Origin of the sequence: Bradyrhizobium sp. GCM10028915 (genome assembly GCF_042666195.1) — a bacterium.
Taxonomy (GTDB): Bacteria; Pseudomonadota; Alphaproteobacteria; order Rhizobiales; family Xanthobacteraceae; genus Bradyrhizobium; species Bradyrhizobium canariense_D.
Genome location: NZ_JBHTFN010000003.1, coordinates 318,600 through 336,280, shown reverse-complemented (window position 1 = coordinate 336,280; position 17,681 = coordinate 318,600). Strand labels below are relative to the sequence as shown.

Sequence of the window (17,681 nt, the reverse complement as noted above, 5' to 3'; positions counted from 1 at the left end):
TTACAGATCGTTGCTCTGCGGCAGAATGACGAGGTCGCGGATGGTGACGTTTCTCGGGCGCGTCAACATGAAGAGCACTGCCTGCGCGACTTCCACGGGCTGCATCAAGCCACCGGCCGCCATTTCCTCCTCGATCTTCTCTTTGGGCCAATCCTTGATGAGCGCGGTCACGACTGGACCGGGCGCAACGGCGCCGACGCGCAAACCGTGTTTCGCGACCTGCCGGCGCAGAGTATGCACAAAAGCCTGCACGGCGTGCTTGGACGCGGTATAGATCGGTTCCCAGACGACAGGCACGAGACCTGCGATCGAACTGGTGACGATGATGTCGCCGCTCTTGCGCTCAACCATGTGCGGCAGCACCGCATGGATCGACCGGAACAGCGCATTGACGTTCAAATTGAGCATGCGGTCCCACGCGTCGGGATCGCCGCCAAGCACCTCGCCGCCGACATAGGCACCAGCATTCGCATGGAAGATGTCCAGTTGACCCGCTTTCTCCAGCACCTGCGGCATCATCTCTTCCATGCTCAGGGGATCGGTGAGGTCGATACGTAAAGGAATCGCCTGATCGCCCAGCGCAACGCAGGCGCTGCTCAGCGCCTCCTCCGCCCGATCGATCAGCACTACCCGCGCGCCGGCCCCGATCAATGTTCTAGCGCATTCGAGACCGATGCCCGATGCGGCGCCGGTGATCGCCGCGACTTTTTCTGCAAGTTCCTGGGCCAAGGCTTGTCCTTTTCCTATGAGAGTTGTTCAAGCTCGGCCGTGGGAAAGGCGCGAGCGCCGTGCCAGCGAATCGACGATGACTGCAATGGCAAGGACTGCGCCCGTAATCATGTACCGCAGCGACGAGGAGAGATCGAGCAGCGTGAGGCCGCTCGCGATGGACTGGATGACGATGACGCCGAGGAGCGCGGAATAGGCGCTCCCGCGGCCGCCAAACAGGCTCGTGCCACCGATGACCGCGGCGGCGATCGCGTTGAGGTTCACATCCCCGGTCCCGGCCTGCTGGCTGGAAGATGCCAGCCGCGCTGCGGCCAGAATGCCGCCGGCAGCGGCCAGCGTGGAGCACAACATGAATGCGGTCGAATAGACCCGGCGAACGTTGATGCCAGCCCGACGGGCCGCCTCGCGATTGCCGCCGACGGCAGACATCGAGCGGCCCCATTTGGTTCTCGTCAATGCGTAATTCATGATCACGCACAAGCCGACGAACAGACCAAACATCCAGGGAATGCCGCGCCCGAGATTGAGATAATAGACAACGAATTCGAGCACGATGGTGACCAGCAGCGCCTTCAGCACCATGCGGCCAAGCGAACTGGCCGATAGCCCCGCCGCCCGCCGGCGCGCGGCCGTTCGGTAGCCGGTCACGAACATAACCACGCTCGCGACCGCCGCCAGCACGTAGGATACGATCGACGGCATGACGAGCATCTGTCCGAAATTGACCAGCGTCGATCCATACGGAAGGTTGATCGAGCCGGAGGAGCCGAGCAGATACAGCTGCAGGCCGAGCCACGTCAGCAGGCCGGCCAGCGTCGAGACGAAGCTCGGCATACCCAGACGATTGAACAAAAATGCATAGAGCGCGCCGATGGCAGCGCCCAGCACCAACGCCGTGACGATCGCCACGGCGACCGGCCAATCCTGAGCGACCCAAAGCACGCCGACGAGCGCCGAAGAGAACCCGCTCACCGATCCGACCGACAGATCGATCTCGCCGACCATCAGGATACAGACGATGCCCAGCGAGATCACACCCACTGTCGCGCAATCGAAAAGCAAATTGACCAGATTGTTCGGCGCGAGAAAAACAGGGTTGAGAGTCTCGAACGCCGCGCAGATGACGATGAGCCCGACGACCACCGGCAGCGCTCCGAGATCACCCGACCGCACACGGTCCACAAAGGCGCCGATCATGTTTCCAAGCGTGTCCGCGTGCTTGACTCGTTCGTCACTGCGGTCGAGCAACCGCGCCGTCGAAACCTGTTGCGTGTCGTCGGTCATCGCCCAAGCTCCGGCGACTGAGGGGCGCGGCGCCGCCTGGCGCGGCGCGAGACAGAATTTTCGTCCGCTCCGGTAATCGCCGTAACGAGATCCTGATTGGACACGTCGGGATCGAACTCGCCGTTGTTGCGACCGAGGCGCAGCACCACGATCCGATCGGCAACCGCGCGGACGTCCTCCATGTTGTGACTGATCATGATGACGCCGAGACCGCGTGCGCGAACGCGTTCGACGAGGTCTAGCACCTCAGCGGTTTGGGCAACGCCGAGCGCCGCAGTCGGCTCGTCGAGCAGAATGAGTTTCGGCTCAGTCAGCAGCGAGCGCGCGATCGCCACGGTCTGGCGCTGTCCGCCGGAGAGCGACGCCACGGGCTCTCGCACGCTCGGGATCCGCGCTGACAGCTCGTTGAGCAAGGTCCAGGCGCGAAGCTCCATGGAGACCTCGTCGAGCCGCAGCGGGTTGAGCTCGCGGCCGAGGAAGATGTTTGCGACCACGTCGAGATTCTCGCAGAGGGCCAAATCCTGGAAAACGGTGGCGATGCCGAGGCCGAGTGCCATGGATGGGTCGGACAGGACAACATGTTCACCGCCGAACGTGATCGTTCCGGAGGTGGGTTGGTGCACGCCGGCAAGGATCTTCACCAGCGTGGATTTTCCTGCACCGTTATCACCCACAAGTGCCACGACTTCGCCGGCATGCACATCGAGATCAACATCGGTCAGGGCGGACACGGCGCCGAAATGCTTGGAAATTCCGCGAAGACTCAAGACCGGCTTGCGCGGTCCGCCCTGCGCGTCATCGGCATCCGAGATCGTGGTCATGTCCCAATTCGCCCTCTCATCCTTCGTCCCGGCCGCCGGAAGCGGCCGGGACCGACGTCGTCACTGCGTGATGCCAAGCTTCTTGCAACCCGCGGCATATCGGCCCGTGCAGAGCTGATCGGCCGTCTGGATCTTCTTATCGATAATCTCCGCCTTCAGGTTCTCCTGAGTGACGACGGCCGGCACGAACAACTTCGATGGCGCATTGAATAGCGTAGCTTCCGCCTTGGGCATCTCTCCGGAGAGGAATTTCACCGCCGCTTGCGCCGCAGCAGCTGCCACGATCTCACTGGGTTTGGAGATCGTGTTGTACTGATCGCCTGCGATGACGAGCTGAAGCGCGGCAATCGTCGCATCGTTGCCCGTCACCGGCGGCACCGGCTCGATACCTGCGGCCTTGAAGGCGGCAATTGCGCCACCGCCCGTGCCGTCATTGGCAGCTACGACGCCGAGGATCTTCTTGCCGAAGCGGGTGATCTGGCCACTCGCCCATTGCTGCGCCTTCGGCGGCGCCCAGTCCGGCGTGTCGTATTCGGCCAGAATTGGATAGCCGCTCTTATCAAGCCCCTCGTGGATCCCCTTCTTGATGAGTCCCGCAGCGGCATCGGTCGGCGATCCATTGATTTCGAGTACGCCTTCGCCCTCCTTCGCCGTCGCGTTGGCGGCCTTAAGATGCTCGACGAGCGATTCGGAGATAGCCTTGCCGATGGCTTGATTGTCGAAGGACACGTAAAAATCGACCTTGGCGTCGGGGACCGGCCGGTCATAGGCAATGACCTTGATGCCTTGCGATTGTGCCATCTTGACCAGGGATGCCGCGGCAGTGGAGTCGACGGGGTCGAGCACGATTACCTTGGCGCCCTGCGAAATCACCGAGTTGAATTGCTGTTGCTGCCGCGCGGCATCCGCGCTGGCGTTCTGGTAGATCACCTTGCAACTGTCGCACAGCTTCTTCATCTCCGCGACGAAGCCCGGATAATCATGTTGTTCATAGCGGGTGGAGGCCTGGTCCGGCATCAGGAAGGCGACGGTCGCGTTCTTCACCTCTGCGGCCCGCGAAGAAATGGCTGTTGTGCCGAGCAGCGAGAGGGCTATGCCAATTGTGCCCGCATATTTAGCAGAGAACTTTCTCATTTCAGATTTCCTTTCCAGACTGGGTGTCAGGGTGTCGTCGTTGATCCTTCGAAGTCAGGCCCTCGCTGCTTCCGTTTCCGACGGCACGATGAGCGCCGGTGCTCGGAGCCGCGCAGAATTCTGGTCGAACGATTGCTGTCGCGGACCGCCGTCGGCGTGTCCGCGTCATTCTTCCGTAACGATCCTCCTTCTTTGCTCCTATGCGGCTAGGCCGCGTGCGCCGCATCGATGTTGTGCGCCAACAATCGTCTGAAGCGCGAAGGGGGCATGCCTTTCTCGGCCAGGAACTGCCGGTTAAAATTGGAGAGATTGTTGAAGCCGACCTCGAAGCAGATGTCGGTGATGGAAGCCTGCTCGTCGCTCATCAATATCTGACAAGCGAGATTGATACGCAGCCGCTTAACGTATTGCACCAATGACATGCCCGTGTGCCGGCGGAACGAGCGCGAAAATGCGCTTTGCGATTGACCGGCGATCGCAGCAAGCTCCGCTTCGCCGAAAGGTTGCGTCAGATTCTTCCGGATGAATGCGAGTGCCTTGTTCATTCCCACGGACATGTAGCCAGACGGATCGGGCAGATAGTTTGGGCTGGACAGCGGACGCGCCTGTCGCGCGGCGCGACAGAGTATCCCCAAGATCATCAAGAACAGCTCGATCCGGCGCACGCCGTTCGCCGTGACGATCTCCTCCATGAGTGGGACGAGCGCATCGCTCGTGCTGCGGGTGAACAGCGCACCACGCCGGGAAAAATCCAGCAGTGCGGCAAGGCCCGAAAGCTCAGGCATGACCTTCATCAGGTCGCCGATGAATTCTTCGCTGAATTGAAGGATGCGTCCGCGTAGCGGGATGGCGCACTCTGCCGGCAGATCGCTCACCCAATTGTGCGGCAAATTGGGGCCGGTGAGCACGAGATTACCTGGTTCGAAGTCGCCGATGAAGTCACCGACGAAATAGCGTCCGCTGGTGGCCACGACCTGATGGAGCTCGTACTCGGGATGGAAATGCCAGCGGACGGTGTGGAATGGGTAGCCGTGCGACCACGCCTTGAATGACTCGCCGCGCCGTATCTGGACAACTTCCAGGTCCGGTTCCATGTCCCCTCCCTTCAGGCCGGTGCGGCTTGTAATGATCCGCCTCCGCTCCCTTATCGGCTGATTGGTTCAGCGCTTCCTCTCGTTGGCAGAGTAGCGACCAGTACCTAGGCACGCCACCACCATTTCAGATGTGAACTGATACTTTTTTGACGTGCAGCACGCCGTCCGGCCAAGTTCCCGGATTGAAGGCAGCGTTCCGCACCAACGGCACTATTACGCCGGCCGCCTCCCCCGCCAATGCCGACGGCGCCGCGGATCCCATCCTTGCAAAACGCTGTCTCGCCGATCGCGATGGCCTACCCGTGCTGGCACAGATCAAAGGTCATGCCACCCACGCTGCCAAATTGGTCCAGGGGAGGATCTCAGCCGCGCGCCTTCAAATGCATCATCGGGTAATGCTCATAGTGGCCGGCGCCGTTCTTCACGACAGGATCTTCCGAGGTGACCGCCTCGATGTCGAGATCGTCCGGGATCTGATAGAGCGACACGCCATAACCGCCACGCGGGTCCGTGACGGGACCGTGCGCGACGATCTGCCCCTTTGCGAGCAGATCATCCAGGAACGCACCGTGCTGCTTCATCCATTGTTTCTCAGCGGCGCTCATGGTCGCCAGGAAATCCGCCCGGGGCGGAATGTACTTGCAGAGATAGTACTTCATTGGCCGCTCCTCGGTGAAAACGACATTTCAGCTTGCTTGTCGGCCTGGCCCGCCCCCCCCCAACTTGAGAGATCAATCGGTCACGCCGATCCGCTGCTCAATGCGATCAGCGAGCATTGATCTCGGCACTGAAGCGCTCGCATGCAAACCTTTGTCAAGCAACGGCGCGCGTGGCCAGATCGGCGACAGTACCGTCAAGAAATCCAGTCAGCCGCTGCCGGATGATCTGCTCGGCTTCCCTCATGATGCGGTCGATCAGCTCCTTCACCGTCGGGATATCGTGGATCAGTCCGACCACCATGCCGCAGCTCCAAGCACCGGCATCCATGTCACCATCGACCATCACCCTGGGGTAGACACCCGCGACCTGCTCATGGATGTCCTCGATCTTGAGGCTCGCCCCCTTCTCGCGCTCGACCTCGAGCAATTGATCGACACCCTTGTTCTTCAGCACGCGCTCGGTGTTACGCAGCGCGCGCATGACCAGCACGGTATCGAGTTCGGTGGCTTTGACGAGGGCCTGCTTGACGTTGGCGTGGACGGGAGCTTCCCTGGTTGCGACGAAGCGGGTACCCATGTTCATGCCGGCGGCGCCCATCGACAGCGCAGCAACGAGGCTGCGCGCATCCGCCATGCCACCCGAGGCCACGAACGGAATCTTCAGTTCATCCGCCGCGCGCGGCAGCAGGATCATGTTCGGGATATCGTCCTCGCCGGGATGGCCGCCGCATTCGAAGCCGTCGACGCTGACGGCGTCGCATCCGATCTTCTCGGCTTTCAGCGAATGCCGCACCGAAGTGCATTTGTGGATCACCTTGATGCCGGCAGCCTTCAGCGCGGGCATGTACGCTTCCGGGCTGCGGCCGGCGGTCTCCACCGCCTTGACGCCACCTTCCTTGATGGCGGCGATATATTCCGGATAAGGCGGTGCAGTGAAGCTCGGCAGGAAGGTCAGGTTCACACCGAACGGCTTGTCGGTCATGTCGCGACAGCGCGCGATTTCCTTCGCCAGCAGCTCCGGCGTCCGCTGGGTCAGGCCGGTGATGATGCCGAGACCGCCGGCATTCGAGACCGCGGCGGCAAGCTCGGCAAAGCCGACATAATGCATGCCGCCCTGGATGATCGGATGCTGGATGCCGAACAGTTCAGTGATTGCTGTCTTCACGTGCGCTTTCTCCGCTTTCCGATCAGTTGACGAGTTCAAATAGGCCGGCCGCGCCCATGCCGCCGCCGATGCACATGGTCACCACGCCGTACTTCGCCTTGCGCCGCCGCCCCTCGATCAGGATATGGCCCGCAAGCCGGCTGCCCGTCATGCCGTAGGGATGGCCGATCGCGATCGAGCCGCCATTGACGTTCAGCTTGTCCGGATCGATGCCGAGCTTGTCGCGGCAGTAGATCACCTGGACAGCATAGGCTTCGTTCAGCTCCCAAAGATCGATGTCATCGATCCTCAGGCCGTGGCGCTTGAGAAGGCGCGGGATCGCCGCGACCGGACCGATGCCCATTTCGTCCGGCTCGACTCCGGCGGCGACGAAGCCGCGGAAGATGCCGAGCGGCTTAAGGCCCTTCTTGGCGGCGGTCTTGTCGCTCATGAGCACGCAGGCCGATGCTCCGTCGGAGAGCTGGCTGGCATTGCCGGCCGTGATGGTCTTGCCTTCGAATACCGGCTTGATCTTCGCCAGTCCTTCCGCCGTGGTCTCGGGGCGCGGCCCTTCGTCCTTCGACAGCGTCACCTGCTGATAGGAGACCTCCCTGGTGTCCTTGTTGACGACGGCCATCGTCGTTGTGATCGGGACGATCTCGTCATTGAAGCGACCGGCCTGCATCGCGGCACCAATGCGGCGCTGACATTCGAGGCTGTATTCGTCCTGCCGGTCGCGACCGATCTTGTAGCGCTCGGCGACAATCTCGGCAGTGTCGAGCATCGACATGTACATCTCGGGCTTCATCGCCATCAGCTCGTCGTCGACGGCGTGGAACCTGTTCATGTGGTCGTTCTGCACCAGGCTGATCGATTCGATGCCGCCTCCGATCGCGATCTCGACGCCATCCAGCATGATCGAGCGGGCCGCGACCGCGATCGCCTGCAGGCCGGAGGCGCACTGCCGATCGATCGTGGTGCCGGCGACGGTGACCGGCAGGCCGGCACGAACCGCCCCCTTGCGTGCGACGTTCATCACCATGGTGCCCTGCTGCATCGCGCAACCCATCACCACGTCTTCGACCTCGTCCGGCTCAACGCCCGCGCGCCTCACCGCTTCGGCCATCACATGGCCAGCCATGGTCGGCCCCTCGGTGTTGTTCAGCGCACCGCGATAGGCCTTGCCGACGCCGGTGCGGGCGGTGGAAACGATAACTGCCTCTGTCGTCATGGCTGCCTCTTTGGTTACGCTGCCGCGTCGAGCTGCACATAACGCAGCAAGTGGTGAGCGGGATCGCCGAACTGGATATTGATCGAGGAGATTCGCTTAAAGTAGTGACCGACGTTCAATTCGTCGGTCATGCCCATGCCGCCGTGGAGCTGCACCGCCTGGTCGGCGATGAACTTGCCGGCATAGCCGACCCTCGACTTGGCGCCGGAGGCGAGGCGCGAGATGCCACTTTCGCCGGCACCGAGGCTGAGACTGAGATGCTGCATCAGGGAAAGCGCCTCCTGATGCGCGATGAACATGTCGACCATCCGGTGCTGCAACACCTGGAAGCTGCCGATGGTGACGCCGAACTGCTTTCGGGCCTTGGCGTATTCCAGCGTCGCAGAGTTCAGTTCGGCCATCGCGCCGACCGCCTCGGCGCAGAGCGCGCCGATGGCCCTGTCGCGGCAGCCTTCCAGCAGGGCGACGCCTTCGCCCTCGCTGCCGAGCAACTCGCCGCGCACATCGCGGAAAGTGATCTCCGCGGCACGGCGGCCGTCGATGGTCTTGAAGCTCCGCAATTCGAGATTCGCCGCCCGGGCGTCGACGACGAACAGGCTGACGCCGCCACAATCGTCGCGCTTGCCGGCAGTCCGGGCGGAGACGATGAGATAATCGGCCCAAGGCGCCGCTATGACGGCGGTCTTCTCACCACTAAGCGTGTAGTCCTTTCCCTCTCGCCGCGCCGTGGCCGCGACATTGGCGAGATCGAAGCGCGAGTTTTTTTCGGTCCAGGCCAGCGCCCAGATCTTGTGTCCGGCGATGATATCGGGAATGAAGGCCTGCTTCTGCTCTTTCGTCCCTGCCTGCTCGATCAAGCCGCCGACCAGCACGACCGTCTCCACGTACGGCTCCACGACAAGGTGGCGGCCGAACTCCTGGGCAACGATCATAGTAGAGAGCGGGCCGCCACCAAGTCCGCCGCTCTCCTCGGAGAATGGCGCGGCGAGCAGGCCGAGCTCCGCAAAAGCGCCCCACTGCTTGCGGCTCCAGCCCTCTTCGCTGGCCACGATCTTGCGGCGCGCCTCGAAGCTGTATTGGTCGCGTAGCATACGCTGTACGCTGGAACGCAACAGTTCCTGCTCTTCCGTGAACTGGATATCCATCCGATCCTCTTGTTGCGCTGTTGCTAGAGACCGAGCACCGCTTTGGCGATGATGTTGCGCTGGATCTCGTTTGATCCACCGTAGATGCTGAGCTTGCGCGCGTTCAGGTATTTCTCCGACGCTGTGTGGCCGTAATCGGCACCCGGCATGAACTGGTTTGCGCCCGACGGTTGCTCGCGAAGCGCCAGGCCATAGTTGCCGATGGCACGATGTGTGAGCTCGGTAATGCCCTGGAAGATCTCGGTGCCGCGGATCTTGAACAGCGAGGCCGCGGGCCCCGGATCGATGCCGCGCGCCATCTGGGCAACGACCCGCAGCTCGGTGGCCTCGAGCGCGAGCACATCGAGCTCGAGCCGGCCGATCTCCTTGCGAAATTCGAGATGCGCCGGATCGTCCGCTGCGATCTCCGCTTTCACGATCTTCTTCAACCGGTCGAGGTAGCGCGTCGACCGGCCGATCCCGGCCATGCTGGTGCGCTCGTTGCCCAGCAGGAATTTTGCGTAGGTCCAGCCCTTGTTCTCCTCGCCGATCAGGTTCTCGACGGGAACGCGGACATCCTCGAGGAAGACGTCATTGACCTCGTGCGAACCGTCGATCGTGATGATCGGACGCACGGTCACGCCTGGCGACTTCATGTCGATCAGGAGGAACGAGATGCCCGCCTGAGGCTTGGCGCTCGAATCAGTACGCACCAGGCAGAAGATCCAGTCGGCGTGCTGCGCCAACGTTGTCCAGGTCTTGTGACCGTTGACGATGTAATGGTCGCCGTCGCGCACAGCCTTGGTCCGGACGGTGGCGAGGTCTGAGCCTGAGCCCGGCTCGGAATAGCCTTGGCACCACCAGTCTTCACCCGACAGTATCCGCGGCAAGAACTTCTGCTTCTGGGCATCATTGCCGAAGGTGTAAATGACCGGACCAACCATGGTGACGCTGAACGCCAACGGCGGCAGCGTCCCGGCCCGGCTGGTCTCCTGCTCGAAGATGAAACGCCGGGTGATCGACCAGCCGGGGCCGCCAAATTCCTTGGGCCAAAGCGGCGCGATCCAGCCCTTCTCGTAGAGAATTTGGTGCCAGAGCAACGATTGCTCTTTGGTCAGGTCGGTCTCCGGATTAGGGACCCGCATTTCCTTCGGATAGTTTTCGGCGATGAAAGCGCGCACCTCATCACGGAAGGCCGCATCTTCGGGAGACAGTGCGAGTTCCATCTGCGCTTCCTACCACTTCTCACCGAAGGGGCGGATTTCCAGCTCAAAGGTCCAGGCGCTCTTCGGCTGCTGATACAGCTGCCAATAGGACGCCGCGACCGAGGCCGGCGGCATCAGCAGATCCGGATCGTCGAGCGCATTAGGCCCGAGCGCTTCCAGGCGCCGCTGGCGGACCCATTCGGTGTCGACGCCGGAATCGATAACGAGGTGCGCGACGTGGATATTCTTCGGGCCGAGCTCTCGCGCCATCGCCTGCGCCACAGCGCGCAGCCCGAATTTGGCACTGGCAAAGGCGGCATAGCCGCTGCCGCCGCGTAAGGACGCGGTCGCGCCGGTGAAAAAAATGTTGCCTTGCCCGCGGGGCAGCATCAGCCGGGCCGCCTCGCGGCCGGCGAGGAAGCCGGAGTAGCAAGCCATCTCCCAGACCTTGCGAAACACGCGCTCGGTCGTGTCGAGGATCGGGAAGTTGACGTTGGCACCGATGTTGAAGATGCAGACATCCAGAGGCGCGTGCTTGTCGGCGTCGCTCAGGAAGGAGACGATCTCCTCCTCCTTGCGCGCGTCGAGCGAACGTGCGTGGATCTCGCCGCCGGCGGCCTCGATCTCCTTGACCAGCGGCGCTAGCTTGTCGCCGTTGCGGCGACCCGCGAAGACAGTAAAGCCCTCGGAGGCAAATTTCTTGGCGATCTCGCCGCCGATGAAATCGCCCGCGCCGATCACGGCGACGGTTGCATTTCTCTTTTTCAAGGAACTTCTCCCAGTTAGGTTAGGCGCGCTGTGTGCGAAGCTGTTCTATCGGCCCTGGTGGACCACGTTTTTTGAGCGAGACCAGAACGATCGGGATCCGCCATCGCGCCGATCGAGGCTACCATGGTCGTGGCGCAGTCCTCGATCGGCCCGATCTGGTCCACCGCTTTGGCAAGATGGCGATCTGTCGATTGGTCGATGCGGCCAGCAAACCGAAAAGCGGTTTGATCGAGACCGAGTGCTTGCGACAGCTTCGCCACGACTAACCGCCTCCCGACTGAAAAACATCGGCGCCTTTTTCAGCATTGCGCCTCGAAGTGAAACATGCGTTCTTTTTTAGAACTCGTCAATCGCTATTTTGTTGTCACGATCGGATCAGAAAACGGCAAGCTTACTGCCCTATTCCAGCGCTCTTGAGAACACCGTTTACAACCGGACTTCCAACCGATACCCCTAGCGTATCAAATAAGAACTTATTGGAGAGGCAGCATGGGAGAAAGTCGCGGGGTCGCGATGCTGGTCGGCGCGGGTGATGCCATCGGCGCTGCCGTTGCGCGGCGGTTTGCCAGCGGCGGCTACACTATTTGCATCTGCAGACGCGATCCGACCAAATCTCAGGCGCTTGTCGACGAGCTCAGGGCGAAAGGCCACAACATCCACGCCTTCAGCGTCGACGCCCGTCAGGAAGCAGAAGTCCAGAAGCTATTCGCGGGCGTCGAGCGCGACATCGGTCCGATCGAGATCTGCCTGTTCAATGCAGGTTCGAACGTCAACAAGCCCCTGCTGGAGACTACCGAAAAGCTCTTCTTCAAGGCCTGGGAGCTGGCCTGTTACGCCGGCTTCCTGGTCGGACGCGAAGCCGCGCGCGTCATGCTGCCGCGCCGATGCGGCACCATTCTTTTTACCGGTGCGACCGCAAGCATCCGGGGCAGCAAGGGATTTGTCGCGTTCTCGTCGGCAAAATTCGGCCTTCGCGCGCTGGCCCAGGCGATGGCGCGCGAGCTCGGGCCGAAGAACATTCACGTCGTCCATCTCATCATCGACGCTGGCGTCGATAGCGAGGCTATTCATCAGCGCATGAAAGCGGCCAGGGGGATCGAGGCCAGTGAGATCCCGCCCGACAGCCTGACCAAGACCTCCTCAATTGCCGAAGCGTATTGGTTTGCCCATCAGCAAAGCCGCGACGGCTGGACCCATGAACTCGATCTTCGCCCCGCCGTAGAGAAATGGTGACATGAGCGACAATCCAGACCTCACTTTGTGGGGCGTCGGGACAAGCCGCACCGTTCGGCCGCACTGGGCGATGCACGAGCTGGGGCTGGCCTACGAGATCAAACCGATCGGCCCACGGACCGGCGAGACCAAGACCGCCGAATATACCAGGCTCAATCCGCGCCAGAAGATTCCGCTGCTGCAGGACGGTGATTTCCGCATCGGCGAGAGCGCCGCGATCGTCGCTTATCTGTCGCGGATGTACTCGACGCCGGAGCGTGCCTTGATTCCGGAAGCCACCCGCGACTATGCCGCGTGGCTGGAATGGTGCTTCTTTATCGTCACCGAGCTCGACTCCACCAGCCTGTACGTGATGCGCCGTCACAGCGCCGATGCGCTCGGCCCGATCTACGGCGTCGCGCCGGAGGTCGTAGCTCAAGCCGCAGAATACTTTCGGGCGCAGCTGCGCCATGTCGAGGTCGCGCTGGCCGACGGCCGACATTTTATCATGGGCGAGCGATTCAGCAGCGCCGACATCCTGCTGACGACGTGCCTGGACTGGGCGATCGCCTACGGGGTAGGCATCTGCGACAATGCGCAGCCCTATCTCGAGCGCATGCGAAGCCGGGAGGCTTACCAGCGAGCGGTTGCCGCGAATGCTCCGCGCGCACCAATTAAACCGACGCCTGCCAAGGCCTGAGAACCGTTCGCCGGACGCGCGAAGTGCATCGACCTACATGGCCACGCGTAACGTGCGTGCAGCGACCATATCGTCGATCGCGCCATCATCGTAGCCCAGTTCGCGCAGCACCTCGCGCGAGTGCTCCCCGACGCGCGGGGCCGGTCCGCCGATGGCAGCCTGGTTGACCTCGAAGCGAGCCGCGGGCTTGGGCTGGCGCACACGGCCGACCTTCGGTTGGTCGAACTCCGCGATGATTCCGCGCGCCACGACCTGCTCATTGTGGATGATCTCGCCGCGCCGCAGGATCGGCGCGCAAGGGACATCCGCAGCGTCCAACCGCTCCAGCCATTCGGCGGTCGTGTGCCGGCCGATATACTCCGCCATCTTGTTGATGCGCGCCGTGGCGTTCACCGAACGCGCGGACGGGGTCGCAAACCGGGCATCGTTGGCGAGTTCGGGATCGCCGGACGCGCGGCAGAAGCCCTGCCATTCGGAATCTGAGATGGTGCCGGCCGTGATGTAACCATCGCTGGTCTTGAACACGAGATCCGGGCGGTCGTTGGGATCGGCGGCAGCGGCCTCGGCTCCGACCACCGTGTACTGCATCATGCCTTCCGGCCAGAGGTAGGAAATCATCGCGTCCAGCATCGCGACCTGGATATGATCCCCCTGCCCCGTCTTCTCACGCGCGTAGAGCGCCGCCGCCACCGCCTGCGCGGTGAACACGGCGGTGGTCTTGTCGCACACGATGGTGCGGATCATCTGCGGGCGATTGGTGACCGGCTGCGACTGGATATCGGCAAAGCCCGACAGGCCCTGAATGATTGGATCGTAGACGCGCTTCTTCACATAGGGCCCGGTGTCGCCGACGCCGCTGATTGAGACATAGATCAAGCGCGGATGACGCCGGCGCAGTTCTTCGACGCCGAGGCCGAGGCGCTCCATGGTGCCGGGCCGGAAGTTCTGCACCAGAACATCGGCCTGCGCGACCAGCTTGGCCAGCACCTCGTGCCCGGCGGGGCTCTTGACGTCGATCGAGAGCGAACGCTTGCCGCGGTTGGACGAGATGAACAGCGCGGAGAACTCGCCGTCCTTGTCGATGGTGGCCCGGCTGCGACGGGTGATATCGCCACCGATCGGCTCGATCTTGAGCACGTCGGCGCCCTGGTCCGCCAGAAACATGGTCGCAAACGGGCCCGACACCACGCCGGTCAGATCGAGGACACGAACGCCGCTAAGCGGACCAGCCATTTCACTCTCCCTGGATTGTTTTTCTGCCGACGGGCCGAGGATAAACTCCGGCTTACCGTCAGCCCTTCGCCTCAACCCGCACGGACCGCAAGTCGGTAACTAGCCGGTCTTGGAAACGGGCTGCCGGGTCTGTTCGACGATCGATTCCTCGACGTCCCGGAGTTGATCCTTGCCGAAAAACATCTCCTTACCGACGAAGAATGTCGGCGAGCCGAAGGCACCGCGGGCGACGGCGTCATTGGTCAGGTCAATCAGCTTCTTTTTGACGTCATCCTGCTGCGCGCGCGTAACCAGCCTGTCGATGTCGATCCCCGAGGAGGCAAATGCGGTCCGGAACACTTCGGGATCATCCATCTTCTTGGGCTCCTCCCACATGTGATGATAGGCGGCGCGGAAATAGGGTTCGAATACGCCTTCGAACTGGGCCGCGACGGCGCCGCGCATCAGCATCAAAGTGTTGACTGGAAAGAAGGTATTCTGACGAAATTTCGTGATGTTGTGGCGGCGGATAAACCGCTGGGTCTCGAGCGCCTGGTATTCCGGCTTGTTCTTGATCCCGCGAAGCGAGTCGAACGGGGACATGTTGCCGGTCGCCTTGTAGATCCCGCCGAGCAGGACCGGGACGTACTCGAATTTTACCGCGGTCCGCCGCTCGATCCCGGGGATGGCGACCTCCGCCAGATACGCGTTCGGGCTGCCGAAATCGAACTGGAATTCAACCTTGAGGGTCATGACCGCTTTCTCCCGCAGAGCGTATTGGATGGTCAGGGACCGGCGATCCAATCGCATGGCTTGCCTGTTCTCATCTTTATAGTTCTAAAAACGAACTGTCAAATTCGGCTAGATTTATGCTGGTTTGACCGATTCATCGGGTATTGTTTGGAATTCAGTACCTATCTAGAATGTAAGGCAAACGTGGCGGCCTCGGCAGCGATTCGAGCGGGTCTCGCTGGGATGATTGGAGAATACGGATGAAGTGGAAAGAACTGGAGGAAGAGCCGTGTTCGATGGCCCGAACCATCGGCGTGATCGGTGACCGCTGGACCCTTCTGATCCTGCGCGAATGTTTTCTGCGCACGCGGCGCTTCGAAGGATTCCAGTCGGCGCTTGGAATTACACGCCATCTGCTTGCGGAACGCCTGAAGAAGCTGGTCCGGCAGGGCATTCTGCGCCGCATTCCCTACCAGGAGGCGCCAAAGCGGCACGAATATATCCTGACCCAGAAGGGTCTCGATCTTTATCCGATCATGATGGCGCTCGTGCATTGGGGCGACACTCACATGGTCGACGAGCGCGGCCGGCCGCTGCTGCACCAGCACCGCAAGTGCGGAAAGGACTTCGACCCGGTCATGGTGTGCTCTGAATGCGGCGAGCCGCTCTCGGCCAAGGAGGTTCATACCCATCCAGGCCCCGGCGCCCAAAGCCCGCTGACGACAGCCGCACCTGACAAGCCGAAGGCAAAGGCGCGCCGCAGCGCCGCTTGAGCCGGCCACCGGCGTCAGGCACTGAATCAGACTCGAATCACGGCTGCGTCGGGTTCGTTGCAGTGGAGACGGTCCGCTTGTTCAGCCCGGTGCTTGAGCACAGCACGTTGATTGACATAGGCCTTGTCGGTGATTTCTCCCGCGGCCAATGAGGGCGGATCCTTCAGCAGGGTGAACGTGCAGATTTTTTCGCTGCTTCCGACGGCCTCATTGTATTCCTGCAAACGATGTCTCAGGAATTCGATCACCTTGGGGTCGCAGGTCAAATCCGCAGCCGGCGCGTTCGAAATCCGCGCCGCCTCGGTTGGATTCAGCCAGCACAGCAGCGCGCAGGCATCACGGTTTTCTCCGGCAACGACAATGTCCAGTAGGACGCCGCGCGTTGCGGCCAGGATGGCGGCACGCATATTGCCGATCGCAACCCAGGTGCCGTTCGCGAGCTTGAAGTTCTCCGAAATTCTGCCGGTGAAACGCAGACCGAGCTCCGGCTTCTCGGGATCGATAAACGACACGGTGTCGCCGATGCGGTAGAACCCCTCCTCGTCGAAAGCCTTCTCCGTCAGATCGGCTCTGCCGAGATAACCGGGGGTGACGTTGGGGCCCTTGACCCTGGCCTCGTACGTGTCGGAAACAGGGATCAGTTTCAGCTGCACGCCCGGCGCGGGAAGGCCAATCTCGCCCGGCCGATCCGTTGCCCAATGCGTCGTGCTGATTGTCGGCGCCGTTTCGGTCGTCCCGTACCCCGACATCACCGGAATCCGCCGGCCCGTGACCGATGAAGTCAGCCGATAGAGTTTTTCGAGCGTTCCTTGCGAAATGGCAGCCCCCGCGTAGCTCAATCGATCCAGCCGTTTGAAGATGCTGGCGCCGAGGGCGAAGTCGTTCTCGATGGCATCGCACAACAGGTTATAGCCGGCGGGAACGTTGAACATCGCCGTCGGCGAGATCTCCTTGAGGTTCGCCACCGATTTGTGAAAGAGCTGAGGCAGCGGCCGACCGTCATCGATGTAGAGCGTCCCGCCGTTCCTGAGAATGCCGTGAAGAATGACGTTGCTGCCCATCGTATGGTGCCACGGCAGCCATTCGACCTGAACCGGCGCCTCCGGAGGCGACACCAGCAGGCTCCCCATTTGCAGCGAGCTCGCCATCATGCGATGCGTGTTCAGCACGCCCTTTGGCAGGCCGGTCGAACCGGAGGTGAAGAGAATTTTTGCAACGGCGTCGCTGGGGATTGCACCCGACGCACGCGTGAATCCTTCACGGTCCGTTCGATCCGTCAGGACCCGGAAGGGCGTCGTCTCCGGCGCGCCATCGACGCTGATCCAGGTCGAGTCTGCCAATTCGGGGATGGAACGGGCCGCGGAAAAGTCGCGTCCACTCTGAACGAAAACGAAGTTCGGACGCAGCACCTGCGCGATGTCCTTGAGGCGCGCAAGGCCGCCGGGCATCAGCGTGTAGTTCGGCGATATAGGCGCCAGAATGACACCTATCGACATCGCCGCAAAGGAGATCACCGCGTTCTCGATGGAGTTGCCCGAAAGCACTGCCAGCCTGTCAGCCGGCTTTGCGCCCATGTCGATCAAGCTCTGGCCGACCGCCTGCACCTGCGACCATGCCTCGCTATAGGTGATCTCGTCCCATCCCCCTTTGGGATTGCGTTGCGCGAGGAATATTCTGTCCGGAGCCGCGTTTGCCCAGCGCGGCAGAAAATCGGTGACGCGCCAGTCGCATGGCCCCAATTCGAGCGGCGACCTCAATATGAGCGTGCCGTCGGTGCGGCGCTCGACAGAGAGCTCCCGTGGCGCAAACGTCAATGGCTTCGCCGACATCGAAAACGATCTCCTGAATTACCGCGGATG

General features: G+C 61.9%; 18 protein-coding genes and 1 pseudogene. 4 read left to right on the top strand and 15 right to left on the bottom strand.

Translation table 11 applies throughout. The features are described 5' to 3' along the window. The 5 genes from ACFQX9_RS03320 to ACFQX9_RS03300 form a co-directional block, all read right to left on the bottom strand. Window positions 1–729: an SDR family oxidoreductase gene (locus tag ACFQX9_RS03320; RefSeq protein WP_085350868.1), complete on the bottom strand. Its 729-nt coding sequence runs from the start codon at window positions 727–729 to the stop codon at window positions 1–3. Window positions 730–756: 27 nt separating this feature from the next. After that, window positions 757–2,013, bottom strand: a complete 1,257-nt coding sequence (locus ACFQX9_RS03315; RefSeq protein ID WP_085350867.1) for a sugar ABC transporter permease — start codon at window positions 2,011–2,013, stop codon at window positions 757–759. Further along, on the bottom strand, window positions 2,010–2,834 hold the full coding sequence (locus ACFQX9_RS03310) for an ATP-binding cassette domain-containing protein (RefSeq protein ID WP_085350866.1): 825 nt from the start codon (window positions 2,832–2,834) through the stop codon (window positions 2,010–2,012). Before ACFQX9_RS03310 ends, ACFQX9_RS03315 begins: the two co-directional genes overlap by 4 nt. Before the next feature lie 60 nt (window positions 2,835–2,894). Then, a complete protein-coding gene (locus tag ACFQX9_RS03305; protein ID WP_377786533.1) occupies window positions 2,895–3,968 on the bottom strand; it encodes a sugar ABC transporter substrate-binding protein in 1,074 nt (357 codons plus the stop codon). A gap of 206 nt (window positions 3,969–4,174) precedes the next feature. Further along, window positions 4,175–5,062, bottom strand: coding sequence for an AraC family transcriptional regulator (locus ACFQX9_RS03300; RefSeq protein ID WP_204510826.1), 888 nt, complete (start codon window positions 5,060–5,062; stop codon window positions 4,175–4,177). A gap of 170 nt (window positions 5,063–5,232) precedes the next feature. On the opposite strand from ACFQX9_RS03300, the pseudogene ACFQX9_RS03295 reads away from it, so the two are divergent. Further along, a pseudogene (locus tag ACFQX9_RS03295) lies at window positions 5,233–5,400 on the top strand (acetyl-CoA C-acetyltransferase); the annotation flags it as partial. Between the two features lie 24 nt (window positions 5,401–5,424). Here ACFQX9_RS03295 and ACFQX9_RS03290 read toward each other — a convergent pair. The 7 genes from ACFQX9_RS03290 to ACFQX9_RS03260 all read right to left on the bottom strand — a co-directional run bounded on the left by ACFQX9_RS03290 (window position 5,425) and on the right by ACFQX9_RS03260 (window position 11,453). Continuing rightward, a complete protein-coding gene (locus tag ACFQX9_RS03290; protein ID WP_085350863.1) occupies window positions 5,425–5,721 on the bottom strand; it encodes a YciI family protein in 297 nt (98 codons plus the stop codon). A 154-nt stretch (window positions 5,722–5,875) separates the two neighbouring features. Beyond that, window positions 5,876–6,886 carry a nitronate monooxygenase family protein gene (locus ACFQX9_RS03285; protein ID WP_018458778.1) on the bottom strand — a complete coding sequence of 337 codons (1,011 nt, stop codon included), beginning with the start codon at window positions 6,884–6,886 and terminating at the stop codon, window positions 5,876–5,878. A 22-nt stretch (window positions 6,887–6,908) separates the two neighbouring features. Beyond that, on the bottom strand, window positions 6,909–8,096 hold the full coding sequence (locus ACFQX9_RS03280) for an acetyl-CoA C-acyltransferase (protein ID WP_085350862.1): 1,188 nt from the start codon (window positions 8,094–8,096) through the stop codon (window positions 6,909–6,911). Window positions 8,097–8,110: 14 nt separating this feature from the next. Then, entirely contained in the window at window positions 8,111–9,241 is a 1,131-nt protein-coding gene (locus ACFQX9_RS03275) for an acyl-CoA dehydrogenase family protein (RefSeq protein WP_018458776.1), read from the bottom strand. Between the two features lie 23 nt (window positions 9,242–9,264). Then, complete coding sequence (locus ACFQX9_RS03270) at window positions 9,265–10,446, bottom strand: acyl-CoA dehydrogenase family protein (protein WP_018458775.1); 1,182 nt, start codon at window positions 10,444–10,446, stop codon at window positions 9,265–9,267. A 9-nt stretch (window positions 10,447–10,455) separates the two neighbouring features. Further along, a complete protein-coding gene (locus ACFQX9_RS03265; RefSeq protein ID WP_085350861.1) occupies window positions 10,456–11,193 on the bottom strand; it encodes an SDR family oxidoreductase in 738 nt (245 codons plus the stop codon). Window positions 11,194–11,207: 14 nt separating this feature from the next. Continuing rightward, window positions 11,208–11,453 carry a hypothetical protein gene (locus ACFQX9_RS03260; protein WP_143273138.1) on the bottom strand — a complete coding sequence of 82 codons (246 nt, stop codon included), beginning with the start codon at window positions 11,451–11,453 and terminating at the stop codon, window positions 11,208–11,210. Between the two features lie 229 nt (window positions 11,454–11,682). Here ACFQX9_RS03260 and ACFQX9_RS03255 point away from each other — a divergent pair, with 229 nt between their 5' ends. Together ACFQX9_RS03255 and ACFQX9_RS03250 are read left to right on the top strand one after the other, a co-directional pair. Next, window positions 11,683–12,426 carry an SDR family NAD(P)-dependent oxidoreductase gene (locus ACFQX9_RS03255; RefSeq protein WP_026233658.1) on the top strand — a complete coding sequence of 248 codons (744 nt, stop codon included), beginning with the start codon at window positions 11,683–11,685 and terminating at the stop codon, window positions 12,424–12,426. 1 nt (window position 12,427) lies between these two features. Next, window positions 12,428–13,105, top strand: coding sequence for a glutathione S-transferase family protein (locus ACFQX9_RS03250; RefSeq protein ID WP_085350860.1), 678 nt, complete (start codon window positions 12,428–12,430; stop codon window positions 13,103–13,105). 33 nt (window positions 13,106–13,138) lie between these two features. Here ACFQX9_RS03250 and ACFQX9_RS03245 read toward each other — a convergent pair whose 3' ends face one another. Beyond that, a complete protein-coding gene (locus tag ACFQX9_RS03245; protein ID WP_085350859.1) occupies window positions 13,139–14,338 on the bottom strand; it encodes a CaiB/BaiF CoA-transferase family protein in 1,200 nt (399 codons plus the stop codon). Between the two features lie 99 nt (window positions 14,339–14,437). Continuing rightward, on the bottom strand, window positions 14,438–15,070 hold the full coding sequence (locus tag ACFQX9_RS03240; protein ID WP_085351026.1) for a 2-hydroxychromene-2-carboxylate isomerase: 633 nt from the start codon (window positions 15,068–15,070) through the stop codon (window positions 14,438–14,440). Between the two features lie 239 nt (window positions 15,071–15,309). On the opposite strand from ACFQX9_RS03240, the gene ACFQX9_RS03235 reads away from it, so the two are divergent. Further along, window positions 15,310–15,822 carry a helix-turn-helix domain-containing protein gene (locus ACFQX9_RS03235; RefSeq protein ID WP_018458768.1) on the top strand — a complete coding sequence of 171 codons (513 nt, stop codon included), beginning with the start codon at window positions 15,310–15,312 and terminating at the stop codon, window positions 15,820–15,822. 26 nt (window positions 15,823–15,848) lie between these two features. Here the strand turns inward: ACFQX9_RS03235 and ACFQX9_RS03230 are convergent, their stop codons facing one another. Beyond that, the gene (locus ACFQX9_RS03230; RefSeq protein ID WP_247337503.1) at window positions 15,849–17,651 is read right to left on the bottom strand and encodes an AMP-binding protein; all 1,803 of its coding nucleotides are present in this window, start codon (window positions 17,649–17,651) and stop codon (window positions 15,849–15,851) included. Between the last annotated feature and the right edge of the window lie 30 nt (window positions 17,652–17,681).